Raw genomic sequence first — 13268 nt, forward strand, 5'->3', positions numbered from 1 at the left:
CCACGAAGGAGCGTTTCCTATGGCCGTCGGTCTCGGTCCCCTGCCCAAGCTGCACCCCGTTCCCGGTTTCGAACTCGGTATCGCCTCCGCCGGCATCAAGCGCCCGGGGCGCAAGGACGTGGTGGTGATGCGCTGCGCCGAGGGCTCGCGGGTGGCCGGAGTGACCACCACCAACGCCTTCTGTGCCGCGCCGGTGCTGGTCACCCGCGAGCGCATGGCCGGCGACGTACGCTTTCTGCTGACCAACACCGGCAACGCCAACGCCGGTACCGGCCCGGATGGCCTGGCCAATGCCCGTCGCACCTGCGCTGCGCTGGCCGCGCTGACCGGCGTGGACGAGAGCGCGGTGCTGCCGTTCTCCACCGGGGTGATCGGCGAGCCGCTGCCGGTGGCCAAGATCGAGGGCGCTCTGCAGGCCGCCCTGGACGATCTCGACGAAGACCACTGGGCCGAGGCCGCCACCGGCATCATGACCACCGACACCCTGCCCAAGGGCGCTAGCCGCCAGTTCCAGCACGACGGCGTGACCGTCACCGTCACCGGCATCAGCAAGGGCGCCGGGATGATCCGCCCGAACATGGCCACCATGCTCGGCTACATCGCCACCGACGCCAAGGTGGCGCGCGCCGTGCTGCAGGACCTGGTGCGCGACGCGGCGAACAAGTCGTTCAACCGCATCACCATCGACGGCGATACCTCGACCAACGACTGCTGCATGCTGATCGCCACCGGCCGGGCCGCCCTGCCGGAGATCAGCGAGGCCTCCGGCGAACTGTTCGCCAAGCTCAAGCAGGCGGTGCTGGAGGTGTTCATGGAAGTGGCGCAGGCCATCGTCCGCGACGGCGAGGGCGCCACCAAGTTCGTCACCGTCCAGGTCAACGGCGGCGGCAACCACCAGGAGTGCCTGGACGTGGCCTACGCCGTGGCCCACTCGCCGCTAATCAAGACCGCGCTGTTCGCCTCCGATCCCAACTGGGGGCGCATCCTCGCCGCCGTCGGCTATGCCGGCGTGCCCAACCTGGACGTGAGCAAGATCGACGTGTTCCTCGGCGACACACGCCAGGGCGAGGTGCGCATCGCCAGCCAGGGCGGCCGTGACGCCAGCTACACCGAGGCCCAGGGCGCGGCCGTGATGGCCCGCGAGGAGATTGGCATCCGCATCGAGCTGGGCCGTGGCTCCTGCAGCGAAACCATCTGGACCACCGACCTGTCCCACGAATACGTCAAGATCAACGCCGAGTACCGTACCTGAGCGGCCGGGCCGGGGTATCCCCGGCCCATATCTCGCCGGCATTCCGCAGATTCATGGGCCCATGCGCAGGTGGAATTGTCCGCATGCGCCCGGCGCGCGTACGCTCCGTACACAAGCCCCACAGGAGAACGACATGCCTCTCAAGCTGGTGATCGGTGACAAGAACTACTCCTCCTGGTCGCTGCGTGCGGCCCTGGTCCTGGAGCTGACCGGCGAACCCTACGAGGAAATCCTCGAGCGCCTGTACCGGCCGGACAGCCGCGCCCGCCTGCTGGCCCATTCGCCGACCGGCAAGGTGCCGGTGCTGTACACCGAGGAAGGCCCGATCTGGGATTCCCTGGCGATCGCCGAATACCTCGCCGAGTACTGCCCCGAGGCGCACCTGTGGCCGCGTGGCCAGTATGCCCGCGCGGTGGCGCGCAGCGTCTGCGCCGAGATGCACAGCGGCTTCGTCGCCCTGCGCAGCCACATGTCCATGGACCTGGCGCGCGACCAGGCCCTGGCCGAGGTGCCTGCCGAGGTCCAGGCCGACATCGATCGCGTGTGCCGCCTGTGGGCCGACTGCCGCCAGCGCTTCGGCCAGGACGGCCCCTTCCTGTTCGGCCACGCCAGTATCGCCGACGCCTTCTACGCACCGGTGGCGGCGCGCCTGCGCAGCTACCGGGTGAGCCTGCCGACAGAGGCCGCCGCCTATGTCGAGACCATCTACCGCTGGCCGGCCTTCCAGCGCTGGTACCAGGCGGCGCTGCAGGAGGTCGCGGGGTGAAACGCATTCATGTGGCCGCCGCGGTGATCCGCGGCGCGAACGGCCGGGTGCTGATCGCCAAGCGCCCGCAGGACAAGCACCAGGGCGGCCTGTGGGAATTCCCCGGCGGCAAGGTGGAGGCGGGCGAGGCGGTCGAGAGCGCCCTGGCCCGCGAGCTGGCGGAGGAACTGGGGATCCGCGTGGAGGCGGCCCGGCCGCTGATCCAGGTGCACCACGACTACCCGGACAAGCAGGTGCTGCTGGATGTCTGGGAGGTTTCATCCTTCACTGGCGAGCCGCACGGTGCCGAAGGCCAGCCGCTGGCCTGGGTCGATTGTCGCGAGCTGCTCGACTACGAGTTTCCCGCGGCCAACCAGCCGATAGTGGCGGCGGCGCGTCTGCCCGACAGCTACCTGATCACCCCGGAGGGCCTGGAGCCCGCCGAGCTGCTGCGCGGCGTGCGCGCGGCCCTGGCCGCCGGTATCCGTCTGATTCAGCTGCGTGCGCCGAACATGTTCGACCCGCAGTACCGCGACCTGGCGGTGGACATCCAGGGCCTGTGCGCCGGCAAGGCGCAGCTGATGCTCAAGGGGCCGCTGGAGTGGCTGGGCGACTTCCCCGCTGCCGGCTGGCACCTGACCGCCGCGCAGCTGCGCCAGTACGCGGCCAATGGCCGGCCTTTCCCCGGCCAGCGCTGGCTGGCCGCCTCCTGCCACGATGCCGAGGAGCTGGCCCTGGCCGCGCGCATGGGCGTGGATTTCGTCACCCTGTCGCCGCTGCAGGCGACCCAGACCCATCCGGACGCCACGCCGCTGGGCTGGGACAAGGCGGCCGAGCTGCTGCGCAGCAGCAACCTCCCGGCCTACCTGCTCGGCGGCGTCGGCCCGCAGGACCGCCAGCGCGCCTGGTGCGCCGGCGCTCAGGGCGTGGCGGGCATCCGCGCGTTCTGGCCGGTGTAGGGCGGAAAACCGCGTCATACAGGTGGAAAAGACCTGCGGTCGTTTTCCACCCTACGGCTTCTGCGCCGCCTGCCAGAGCACTTCGCCGACCTGCGTGCGGCGGGCGATCAGCCGGGCGGCGACGAACAACAGGTCGGACAGGCGATTGACGTAGGCCATGCCCACCGGGCGTAGCGGCTCCACTGCGTTGAGGTGCTGGCAGCGGCGCTCGGCGGTGCGTGCCAGGCTGCGGCAGACATGGGCCTGGGCGATTAGGCGCGAACCGCCGGGGAGGATGAAATTCTCCAGTGGGCCGAGCTCCTCGTTCCAGCGGTCGATGGCCTCTTCCAGGCGTTGCACCTCGTCTTCCTGCAGGGCCTGGTAGTCGGGCATGGCCAGCTCGCCACCGAGGTCGAACAGGCGGTGCTGGCAGGGCGCCAGGACCTCGCCGATTTCCCTCAGTCCCGGCCAGTGGCTCTGCTGCTCGGCGAGGTCCGCCAGCAGCAGGCCGAGTTGGCTGTTGAGGTTGTCCAGCTCGCCCATGGCCTCCACCCGCGGGTGGTCCTTGCCCACCCGGCGGCCGTCGGCCAGGCCGGTCTCGCCCTTGTCGCCGGTCTTCGTGTAGATCTTGCTCAGTCGGTAACCCATCTCAGTGACTCATGCCTTCGTTTGCGGGGGCCAGCGGCAGGCGCAGGGTGAAGCAGGTGCCCTGACCCTGGGTGGAATGCACTTCCATCTGGCCCTTGTGGTTGTTGGTGACGATGAAGTACGACACGGACAGGCCCAGGCCGGTGCCCTGGCCGACTTCCTTGGTGGTGAAGAAGGGCTCGAAGATGCGCTTGCGCACGGCCTCGGGCATGCCGATGCCGTTGTCCTCCACCTGGATTTCCGCCCAGGGTGGACTGATCCGGGTGCGCAGGACGATGCGCCCCGGCTCGTCCTCGTCGTCGCGCTGGTGGATGGCCTGGGCGGCGTTCTTCAGCAGGTTGAGGATCACCTGCTCCAGCTCGTTGGCGGTGGCCGGCACCGGCCCCAGCTGCGGGTCGAAGTCGCGCTCGATGGCGATCGCCTTGAAGTCGAAGCTCTCGGTCAGGTCGAAGTCGTTGCCGGCGATCTCCACGGCCTGGTCGATCAGCGCCGGCAGGTCGCAGGGCAGCAGCTGGCGGTTGCTGCGGCGGCTGAAGGCGAGCATGTGGCTGACGATCTTGGCGGCGCGCGAGCCGGCCTGCTGTATGCCGTCGAGCAGCTGGGGGATCTCGCGGGCCTGCAGGTAGGCGGTGACATCGTCCAGGGCGATGCCGACTTCCACGGCCTGTTCCTGGTTCTTCACCAGCTCCGGCGACAGGCGCCGGCGGATGTTCTGCACGTTGTGCAGGATGGCGCCCAGCGGATTGTTGATCTCGTGTGCCATGCCGGCGGCCAGGCCGCCGACCGAGAGCATCTTCTCCGACTGCACCATCATCTCCTCCAGTGACAGACGCTGGGTGATGTCGTCGATGCGGATCACCACGCCGCGGCCGCCGGCCCCCATCAGCGGGTAGAAGGTCAGGTCGTAGTGGTGCGGTTCCTCGCCGCGCTGCCAGGTGACCCGCTCGATCTTCTCCACCTTGTGCCGCTCGGCGGTGCGCTTGAGCTGCGGCAGGAAGGGCTTGAGCGAGGGGAAGGCGAGGAACACCGGCTGGTTCAGCGCCTCGTCCAGCGGCGTGCCGGAGAGGGCGCTGGCCTCCTGGTTCCACTGGGTGACGTAGAGCTGGTCGTCGAGGGCGATCAGCGCCGAGGGCATGGAGTCGATGATGTTGTTCAGGTAGTTCTGGAAACCGGTGAGCTTCTTCTCGATCTTGCTGCGCACCTGCACTTCCAGCTCCAGCTTGCGGTTGGAGTGGCGGGTCTCCTCGGCCAGGCTCTGCGCCTGGGCGAAGGCGCTTTCGGCGTCGTCGCGGGCGCGCTTGAGCTGCTGTTCGCGGGCCTCCATGCGGCTGAGCATGGTGTTGAAGGCGTCGGCCAGGCTGCCGATCTCGTCCTGGTTCCCGCGGGCGGCGCGCAGCGAGTAGTTCTCCTCGCGGGTGACCTGGCGCGACAGCTCCTCCAGCTTGCGGATCGGCCGGGTGATCAGGCGGCGCACCTGCCGGGCGATCAGGGTCCAGAGCAGCACGCTGAACACTAGGATGATCGCGCTGGCGGTCACGGTGCCGGTGTAGAAGGCGCCGGGCAATTCGCTGGAGGCCACCAGCAGCAGGCGCCCCGGAGCCTTGCCCGGCTGCGGCAGGTCGATCACCTGGGTGGCGCGGAACTCGCCCTGGCGCCAGTGCTCCAGCTCGTCGCTGCGAGATGGCAGCTGCAGGGGCTGGCCCAGCTGCAGTTCGGCCAGGCGGTTGCCCTGGCCGTCATAGAGGGCGGCGGCGCGCAGTGGCGCGTACTGGTCGAGGCGTGCCAGCAGGGTGCGCGCGGACTCCGGCGAGGACAGCGCCGGGCCACTCAGCTCAGGACTGGCGATCAGCCGGCCGAGGGTGTGCAGGGCCTGCGGGGCGACGCTTTCCTGGGAGATCCAGTAGGCCGCGCTGATGAAGGTCAGGTTGGCCACCAGCATCACCGTGGCCAGCAGCACCAGCAGGGCGGCGAGCAGCTTGCGGCCGACCGGCAGGTTGTCGAGGCGCTGGCGCAGGCGTGTCAAGGGCGCGGCTTCCAATGCAGGGCGGAGGGGGCAGGGTAGCGCCCGATCAGGTCAGGGGCAATCCGCGGGCGTGCAGGTGCGCGCGCAGGCGCTGCAGCAGCGTTTGCAGCTGCGGCACGGGCAGGTGCAGGCGCTCGGCCTCCTGGCAGGCATGGCCGAGCAGGTAGGCGATCTCGGTGCGGCGGCCGTGGGCCACGTCCTGATACATGGAGGAGTAGTTGGCGGCGGTGCCGTCGATCACCCGCAGCACCTCGTCGTGCAGGCCCACGGCGGCCGCATGCTGGCCGGCGGCGCGCAGCAGCTCGGCCAGCTCGGCGCAGAGCCCGGCGACCTCCTGCGGCCAGTCGCGCAGGCCGCCGTTGCGGCAGTCGTGCAGCACGGTCAGGGGATTGATCGCGCAGTTCAGCGCCAGCTTGCGCCAGAGCTTTTCGAGAATCTGTGCCGTCCACTGGTGGGGAATGCCGGCGCCGTGCAGCTCCTCCAGCCAGGCCGGGGCCTGCGGCTGGCCCGGTACGCCCAGCCAGGTGTGGCCGCGGCCGGCGAACACCACGCGGAAGGCGTCCTCGCGAAAGGCGCCCTCGGTGCTGGAGGCGAAGATGCAGCGTACCCGTGGTAGGCGCGCGGCCACTGCTTCCTGGCTGCCCAGGCCGTTCTGCAGGAGGATCAGTTCGGCGCCGGGAGCCAGGCGTGGTGCCAGGCTGGCGGCGGCTTCCTCGGCGTCATAGGCCTTGCAGGCCAGCAGCAGGCGGCGGATGGGCATGTCGCTGTGCGGGGTTTCCGCTGTGATGGGGTGCAGACTGGCCTGGCCGTCTTCGATCAGGGTCAGGCCACCGGCGGCGCGGTAGCGGGTCAGTGCGGCCTGGTCGCGCAGGATCAGGCGTACCGGCAGGCCGGCGCGAGCCAGGCGGGTGGCCCACAGGCTGCCCAGACTGCCGGCGCCGAGGATGTGCCAGCCGTTCACTTCTGCAACGGCAGGCGCACCGCGCCGACCCGGCCGCTGGCGTAGGAGTCTGGCAGCAGGCGGCTGGCTTCGGCGAGCAGTTGCTGGGGATCGATCGGCAGGGCCTTGGCGTCCAGGCCGACCAAGGCGATGCCGGCCTTGAGGCTGATGAAGCCTTCGCTGGTCTTGAAGGCCTTGAGGTTGAGGCCTTCGTGCAGGCGCTTGAAGCTGCTCGGCGAGCACTCCTGCAGGTCATCGAGCAGGGCGATCATGCCGAAGTGGGTGTCGTCGACCCGGGTCAACACGTCCAGCGGCCTCACCAGCTGCTGCAGGCGCCGCGCCACGCCGTGCAGCACCTCGTTCCAGAAGCCGTTGCCATACTGGCGGCGCAGCGCCTCGCCCTCCTGCAGGCCGATCAGCAGGTAGCACACGGCGCCGCCGCGCGACTCCACCTGGCGCAGGCTGTCCTGCAGCTTCTGCTGCAGGTAGCGCGGGTTGCCCAGGCCGGTCAGCGGGTCGACCAGGTTGCGCTGCTCCAGGCTGGCGATGTTCTGCGTGAGCATGCGGTTTTCGTTGAGCAGGCGCTGCAGGGTATTGCACAGGCGGTCGGCGGCGTACACGCGCGGCACCAGTTGCTCGTTCATCGCAGCCTTGCTGATGAAGTCGTCGACGCCGCGGTCGAAGGCCTCCACCAGCACGTTCTCGCCCTCCTTGCCGGTGAGCAGGATCACGTAGGTGTAGTGCTCGGCCGTCTCGTCCAGCTGGCGCACCCGTCCGGTCAGCTCCAGGCCGTCCATCTCCGGCATCAGCCAGTCGGCCAGCAGCACGCTGGCGGGGCGTTTTTCCAGCAGGCGCAGGGCTTCGGCGGCGCTGCTGGCGAAGCGCACATCCTGGTAACCGGCCTGGCTCAGGGCGCGGCCGATCATGGCACTGGAGAACTTGGCATCGTCCACCACCAGGATGCTGAGATGGGGGTTGGGCATTGAGGGTGCTCGCTGGAAGAGATGGGGGCGCCGCAGCAGGGCCGAACGGCGTGTATCAGTCTGGTTATAATGGGCGCGCCATTTTTATCGTCAAGTCAGGCGCGCTCGGTCCGTGAGGGCGATCGCGCCGTCCATCAGGAGCAAAGCCATGCCTTCGTTCGACGTGGTGTCGGAACTGGACAAGCACGAACTGACCAACGCGGTCGACAACGCCATCAAGGAACTCGACCGCCGTTTCGATCTGCGCGGCAAGTGCAGCATCGAAAGCAAGGACAAGACCCTCACCCTGACCGCCGAGGCCGAATTCATGCTCGAGCAGATGCTCGACATAGTGCGCAGCAGCCTGATCAAACGCAAGATCGACTGCCAGTGCATGGAGACCAAGGACGCCTACGCCTCCGGCAAGGTGATGAAGCAGGAAGTGACCTTCCGCGAGGGCATCGACAAGGAGCTGGCGAAGAAGATCGTCGCCCTGATCAAGGATGCCAAGCTCAAGGTGCAGGCCGCCATTCAGGGCGAGCAGGTGCGCATCACCGGCAAGAAGCGCGACGACCTGCAGGAGGCCATCGCCCTGCTGCGCGGCCAGGACCTGGGCATGCCGCTGCAGTACAACAACTTCCGCGACTGAGGGAACCCGGGCGCTGCTGCGCCGTCCCATGCTCACACCCTTCGCCGCCATGGTTCGCCATGGCGGTGTCGTTTCTGCAGTCCGAAAAGAGGAGGGAAACCATGCAGATCGAATTCGAGCAGCTGACCCGATTGTCCGAGAGCTGGTGGCCCGTGCTGCTGGAGTATGGCGGCAAGCTGGCCCTGGCCCTGCTGACCCTGGCCCTGGGCTGGTGGCTGATCAACCGCCTGAGCCTGCGTCTGCAGCGCCTGATGGGCGGGCGCAAGGTGGATCGGGCGCTGACCAGTTTCATCGGCAGCCTGAGCAATATCCTGCTCAAGGTGCTGCTGCTGGTCAGCGTAGCGTCCATGGTCGGTGTCTCCACGGCCTCCTTCGTCGCCGCCATCGGTGCCGCCGGCCTGGCTATCGGCCTGGCCCTGCAGGGCAGCCTGGGCAACTTCGCCGGCGGCGTGCTGATCCTGCTGTTCCGGCCGTTCCGCATCGGCGACTGGATCGAGGCGCAGGGCGTGTCCGGCAGCGTCGACAGCATCCAGATCTTCCACACCACGCTGAAGACCGCCGACAACAAGGTGGTGGTGGTGCCCAACGGCAGCCTGTCCAACGGCAACATCGTCAACTACTCGCGCGAGGCCGTGCGGCGGGTGGATATCAACCTCGGCATCGATTACGCCAGTGACATCCGCCAGGCTCGCGAGGTGTTGCTGGAGATCGCCCGCGACCCGCGCGTGCGCCAGGAGCCGGCGGCCCCGCAGGTGGTGGTGACCGGCCTGGGCGACAACGCGGTGGCGCTGTCCCTGCGTGTCTGGGTGGCCACGGCGGATTACTGGCCGGTCAGCTTCGAGTTCATCGAGCAGGCCAAGGAGCGCCTGGAGCGCGTGGGCATCGGCATCCCCTTTCCGCAGCGGGTGGTGCACCTGATCCAGCAGTGAAACGCAGAGGCCGGCTGGTGCCGGCCTCGTTCATTTCTGCGCTGCGCCCTCCGGCGGCACGCCGTTGCTGCGTTCGCGGTGTTCGCGTCCCCACTGCAGGAGGATCAGCAGCAGGGTGGGGATGCCGAGCAGGGCGGTGGCGAGGAAGAACTGGGCATAGCCGGCCTTCTCCACCATGACTCCCGAATAGCCGCCGACCAGGCGCGGCAGCAGCAGCATGATGGAGCTGAGCAGGGCGTACTGGGTGGCGGAGAACTTCAGGTTGGTCAGGCTCGACAGGTAGGCGACGAAGGCGGCGGTGGCCAGGCCGGAGCTGAGGTTGTCGAGGGTGATGGTGAGCACCAGCATCAGCATGTGCGGGTCCAGCACCTGCAGTAGCTGGCTGACCGTCTGTTCGGCGTAGCGCGCCGGCTCGGCCACCGCGCCGAGGCCGGAGAGGGTGGCGAACAGCAGGTTGGTGCCGGCCGAGGCGGCGCCGCCCAGCAGCAGGATCGGCAGGATGCCGAAGCGCACGATCAGCAGGCCGCCGAGGGCGGCGCCGAGCAGGGTCATGACCAGGCCGAACAGCTTGCTGACGCTGGCGATCTGGCTCTTGGCGAAGCCCATGTCGATGTAGAAGACATTGGCCATCACCCCCATCACCGTGTCGGACATGCGATAGGTGGCGATCAGCCCGAGCAGCAGCAGCGCCTGCCAGCGGTAGCGCAGGATGAAGTCGTTGACCGGCGTCAGCACCGGCGCCAGGCCGCGGCGGCCCATGCGCGACAGGCACACGGCGGTGAGGATGGTGTAGAGCAGGAAACGCAGGGTGGCGCGGTCCTCGCGCAGCAGCTCGCCCAGGCCGATGTCGCCGCTGAACAGCAGGACGATGTCGCTGCGGAAGAACTGGGTGAACATGGCCGGCACCGACACCAGCAGCACGATCAGCACCAACACTGAGGCCAGCTGGCGGTACAGGCCGTAGCGCGCCGCCGCCATCTGCGTCTGCAGCGGCACCGGCGGCTCGCGCATCCACAGGGTGGTGACCAGGCCCGGCAGCATCAGCAGGGCGAACAGCAGGTAGGTGCTGGCCCAGGCCCCGTGCTGGTAGCCGGCGCCGGGGTCGCCGAACCAGCCGGCGAAGTACAGGGCGCCGGCGGTGGCCAGCAGGGCGGCGACCCGGTAGCCGGCCATGTAGCTGGCGGCCAGGGCGGCCTGGCGGGTGTCGTCGACGATCTCCAGGCGGTAGGCGTCCACCGCGATGTCCTGGGTGGCCGAGGCGAAGGCCACCACCACCGCCACGCCGATCAGCCAGGACAGATGCTGCTGCGGGTCGCACAGGGCCATGCCGATCAGGCCCAGGGCCACCAGTCCCTGCGACAGCACCAGCCAGGAGCGGCGCCGGCCGAGGCGGCCAAGCAGCGGCAGGCGCCACTGGTCGAGCATCGGTGCCCACACCCATTTGAACGCGTAGGCCAGGCCGATCAGGCTGGCGTAACCGATGGTCTGGTGCGCCACGCCGGCCTCGCGCAGCCACACCGAAAGGGTGGAAAACACCAGCATGTACGGCAGGCCGGCGGCGAAGCCCAGCAGCAACAGGGCCAGGGCGGCCGGGTGGGCATAGGTGGCGAGGGCGGCGCGCCAGGTTCTACGGGGCATGGGGCTGGTCGGGAGTTCGGGCAAAGGGCGCACTCTAACCCTTTGCCTCCATCGGGCGCCAGCCGTGGCGGCGCATGTCGACCCGCTCGTTGCGGATGCTCAGGCCTTCGGCGCGCAGGCGTGCACGCTGCTCGTCGCCGGAGGGGGTGCCGGCCGCCAGGCTGAGGCGGCCGCCGGCGCCGAGCACGCGGTGCCAGGGCAGGCGGGTGTCGTCCGGCAGCTGGCTGAGGGTGCGCCCCACCCAGCGCGCGGCGCGCCCGAGGCCGGCCAGGGCGGCCAGCTCGCCATAGCTGATCACCTTGCCCGCGGGGATGGCCGCCAGCACCAGGTACAGTGCTGCCCGCCGCCCTTCGGCGCTTGCCGTGGGCTCCAGGGCTGGTGCATGTTCTGCTGCATCGTCTTTGCGCGGTGTTCTGGCCATGTCGTTGCGCGTCCTGCTGTCCCTGTTGCTGCTGAGCCTGGCCCTGCCGGCGCGGGCCGACACCGTGTGGCTGAATAACGGCGACCGCCTGAGTGGCGAGATCCTGCTGCTCGATGGCGGCAAGCTGGCGCTGAAGACCAAATATGCCGGGCGGGTGCTGATCGACTGGAAGGATATCGATACCCTGGCCACCGACAAACCCCTGATGCTGCGTCGTAATGGTCTGGACAGTGAGAGCGCCCGCGAGTTGCAGGCGGCCGGCCCGGGCCTGGTACGGATAGTCGATGGCCGCAGCGAGACGGTGGCGCTGGCCAGCATCGAGCGCCTGGTTCCGCCGCGCCCGCTGCTCGAGGATCGCATCTGGGAAGGCAACCTGGATGCCAAGCTGGACATGGAGCGCAACCAGGATCGCACCGACGAGTGGAAGCTCAAGGGCAACACCCGCGTCGAGCATGGGCGCTGGCGCCACGTGCTGCGCGGCGAGCTGGAACACGAGAAGGAGAACGGCGAGAAGACCGAGGACAACTGGGAGCTGGAGTATGACCTCGACCGCTTCCTCACCCAGCACTGGTTCTGGCGCGTCGGCTACGAGCAGAGCGAGGACCAGTTCGAACAGATCAACCGCCAGCGCATCTACGGCAGCGGGCCGGGCTATCGCTTCTGGGACAACGAGCTGGGCCGCCTCGACCTGATCACGCAGTTCAATCGCATCGAGCTGTATAGCGTTCTGGGTGATCGCAGTTTCGACAGCTGGTCGCTGGAGTGGGACTACAAGCGCCTGCTCTGGGGCACTCGTCTGGAGTTCTACACCACCGCGGAGGTGCAGGTGCCCCGGGTCAGCGAGATCGACTACGTGTTCGACGGCGAGGCGGGCCTGCGCTATCGCCTCAACGACTGGGCGCGGCTGTCCCTGTTGTATGAGTTGAACCAGTTGCGTGGTCTGGGCAACACCTTCTCCGATCGCCACTACCTGATCGGTTTCGGGGTCGGCTGGTAGTGGTCCAGGCTGAACTTGAAGTGGCTTTGCGCGGTCTGTGCTTGCTCAGACGGTGCGCATGCGGATAATGCGCGCCTTTTTCCAGCCAAGCCCTGTCCGTGCCCATGATGCCCTCTCGTACCCTGCTTGCCCTTGTCCTCGCCACCCTGTCCGCTCCTGCGCTGGCCGATACTGTCTGGCTGAAGAACGGTGACAAGCTCAGCGGCACCATCCAGCTGTTCGACGGCGGCAAGCTGCTGCTGAAGACCGAGTACGCCGGCAACATCACCCTGGATGTACACAAGATCGCTACCCTGGAGAGCGACCGGGAGCTGCTGGTCAAGCACGGCGACTTCGTCGGTGAGCGCGCCAAGTCGCTGAAACCGGCCGGGCCGGGGCAGGTCGAGCTGGTCAATGGCTCCGCGCCGAAAGTGGTCGATCTGGCCGCGATCAGCCAGATGCTGCCGCCCAAGCCACTGGTGCAGGACCTGACCTGGAGCGGCAGCCTGGATTTCTCCGCCGACTACAAGCGTGCCGAGAACGACATCAAGGACTATGACATCGACCTCGACACCAAGGCCCGGCATGGCGCCTGGCGGCACGGCATCGCCGCCGAGTACGACCATGAGACCAAGGACGACCAGCGCAAGACCGACCGGGTGGAGCTGAGCTACGACCTCGATCGCTTCCTCGGCGAGAAGTTCTTCTGGCAGGGCCAGCTCAAGTACAGCCACGACCGCATCGAGGAGCTGGAGACCCAGCGCACCTTTGGTACCGGCCCCGGCTACCAGTTCTGGGACGACCAGCTCGGCGCCTTCTCCATGGCCGGGCTGCTAAACCGCAACGACTTCGTGTTCGCCGACGGCAGCAGCGAGCACTTCAACTCGGCGGCCATGGAGTGGGACTACCGCCGCTACCTGAGCGGCAAGACCCTGGAGCTCTACACCCAGGGCGAGCTGGGTGCGCCCTTCGTCGATGAGGTCGACTACATCATCGATGCCGAGGCCGGCCTGCGCTACAAGCTCAACAGCTGGGCGGCCCTGAGCCTGAAGACCGAGTGGGACAAGGTGGCCAGCCAGTACGGCGATACCAACGAACGGCGCTATCTGATCGGTCTGGGCGTGGGCTGGTAAGGGGCGCGCCGCGA

Annotated in this window: 12 protein-coding genes and 1 pseudogene; 7 read left to right on the forward strand and 6 right to left on the reverse strand. The window is 68.3% G+C overall.

The features are described 5' to 3' along the window. Positions 1-19 precede the first annotated feature (19 nt). The 3 genes from argJ to DMO17_RS18085 all read left to right on the forward strand — a co-directional run bounded on the left by argJ (position 20) and on the right by DMO17_RS18085 (position 2956). On the forward strand, positions 20-1252 hold the full coding sequence (argJ, locus tag DMO17_RS18075; RefSeq protein WP_110683859.1) for a bifunctional glutamate N-acetyltransferase/amino-acid acetyltransferase ArgJ: 1233 nt from the start codon (positions 20-22) through the stop codon (positions 1250-1252). Between the two features lie 133 nt (positions 1253-1385). After that, positions 1386-2018: a glutathione S-transferase family protein gene (locus DMO17_RS18080; RefSeq protein WP_110683860.1), complete on the forward strand. Its 633-nt coding sequence runs from the start codon at positions 1386-1388 to the stop codon at positions 2016-2018. After that, positions 2015-2956 (forward strand): Nudix family hydrolase, encoded by a 942-nt coding sequence (locus DMO17_RS18085; protein ID WP_110683861.1) that lies wholly within the window; start codon positions 2015-2017, stop codon positions 2954-2956. The genes DMO17_RS18080 and DMO17_RS18085 overlap by 4 nt, the downstream gene beginning before the upstream one ends. 51 nt (positions 2957-3007) lie before the next feature. On the opposite strand, the gene DMO17_RS18090 is transcribed toward DMO17_RS18085, so the two are convergent. From DMO17_RS18090 to DMO17_RS19895, 4 genes and pseudogenes are all read right to left on the reverse strand, one after another. Continuing rightward, entirely contained in the window at positions 3008-3583 is a 576-nt protein-coding gene (locus DMO17_RS18090; protein ID WP_110683862.1) for a cob(I)yrinic acid a,c-diamide adenosyltransferase, read from the reverse strand. 1 nt (position 3584) lies between these two features. After that, positions 3585-5606: a sensor histidine kinase gene (locus tag DMO17_RS18095; protein WP_110683863.1), complete on the reverse strand. Its 2022-nt coding sequence runs from the start codon at positions 5604-5606 to the stop codon at positions 3585-3587. Positions 5607-5652: 46 nt separating this feature from the next. Continuing rightward, entirely contained in the window at positions 5653-6567 is a 915-nt protein-coding gene (locus DMO17_RS18100; protein ID WP_258371571.1) for a putative 2-dehydropantoate 2-reductase, read from the reverse strand. After that, positions 6564-7556, reverse strand: a pseudogene (locus DMO17_RS19895) (GGDEF domain-containing response regulator); the annotation flags it as partial. The gene DMO17_RS18100 and the pseudogene DMO17_RS19895, both read right to left, overlap by 4 nt. A 121-nt stretch (positions 7557-7677) precedes the next feature. Between DMO17_RS19895 and DMO17_RS18110 the strand changes: the two are divergent. Continuing rightward, positions 7678-8157, forward strand: coding sequence for a YajQ family cyclic di-GMP-binding protein (locus DMO17_RS18110; protein ID WP_110683866.1), 480 nt, complete (start codon positions 7678-7680; stop codon positions 8155-8157). 101 nt (positions 8158-8258) lie between these two features. Then, positions 8259-9086, forward strand: coding sequence for a mechanosensitive ion channel family protein (locus DMO17_RS18115; protein ID WP_110683867.1), 828 nt, complete (start codon positions 8259-8261; stop codon positions 9084-9086). 30 nt (positions 9087-9116) lie between these two features. On the opposite strand, the gene DMO17_RS18120 is transcribed toward DMO17_RS18115, so the two are convergent. After that, the gene (locus DMO17_RS18120) at positions 9117-10724 is read right to left on the reverse strand and encodes an AmpG family muropeptide MFS transporter (protein ID WP_110683868.1); all 1608 of its coding nucleotides are present in this window, start codon (positions 10722-10724) and stop codon (positions 9117-9119) included. A 34-nt stretch (positions 10725-10758) separates the two neighbouring features. After that, entirely contained in the window at positions 10759-11145 is a 387-nt protein-coding gene (locus DMO17_RS18125) for an MGMT family protein (RefSeq protein ID WP_110683869.1), read from the reverse strand. On the opposite strand from DMO17_RS18125, the gene DMO17_RS18130 reads away from it, so the two are divergent. Together DMO17_RS18130 and DMO17_RS18135 are read left to right on the forward strand one after the other, a co-directional pair. After that, the gene (locus tag DMO17_RS18130) at positions 11144-12142 is read left to right on the forward strand and encodes a DUF481 domain-containing protein (RefSeq protein WP_110683870.1); all 999 of its coding nucleotides are present in this window, start codon (positions 11144-11146) and stop codon (positions 12140-12142) included. The genes DMO17_RS18125 and DMO17_RS18130 overlap by 2 nt on opposite strands. A gap of 107 nt (positions 12143-12249) precedes the next feature. Continuing rightward, positions 12250-13254, forward strand: coding sequence for a DUF481 domain-containing protein (locus tag DMO17_RS18135; protein WP_110683895.1), 1005 nt, complete (start codon positions 12250-12252; stop codon positions 13252-13254). The last annotated feature ends 14 nt before the right edge of the window (positions 13255-13268 follow it).

Origin of the sequence: Aquipseudomonas alcaligenes, assembly GCF_003205495.1 — a bacterium.
GTDB lineage: Bacteria > Pseudomonadota > Gammaproteobacteria > Pseudomonadales > Pseudomonadaceae > Aquipseudomonas > Aquipseudomonas alcaligenes_B.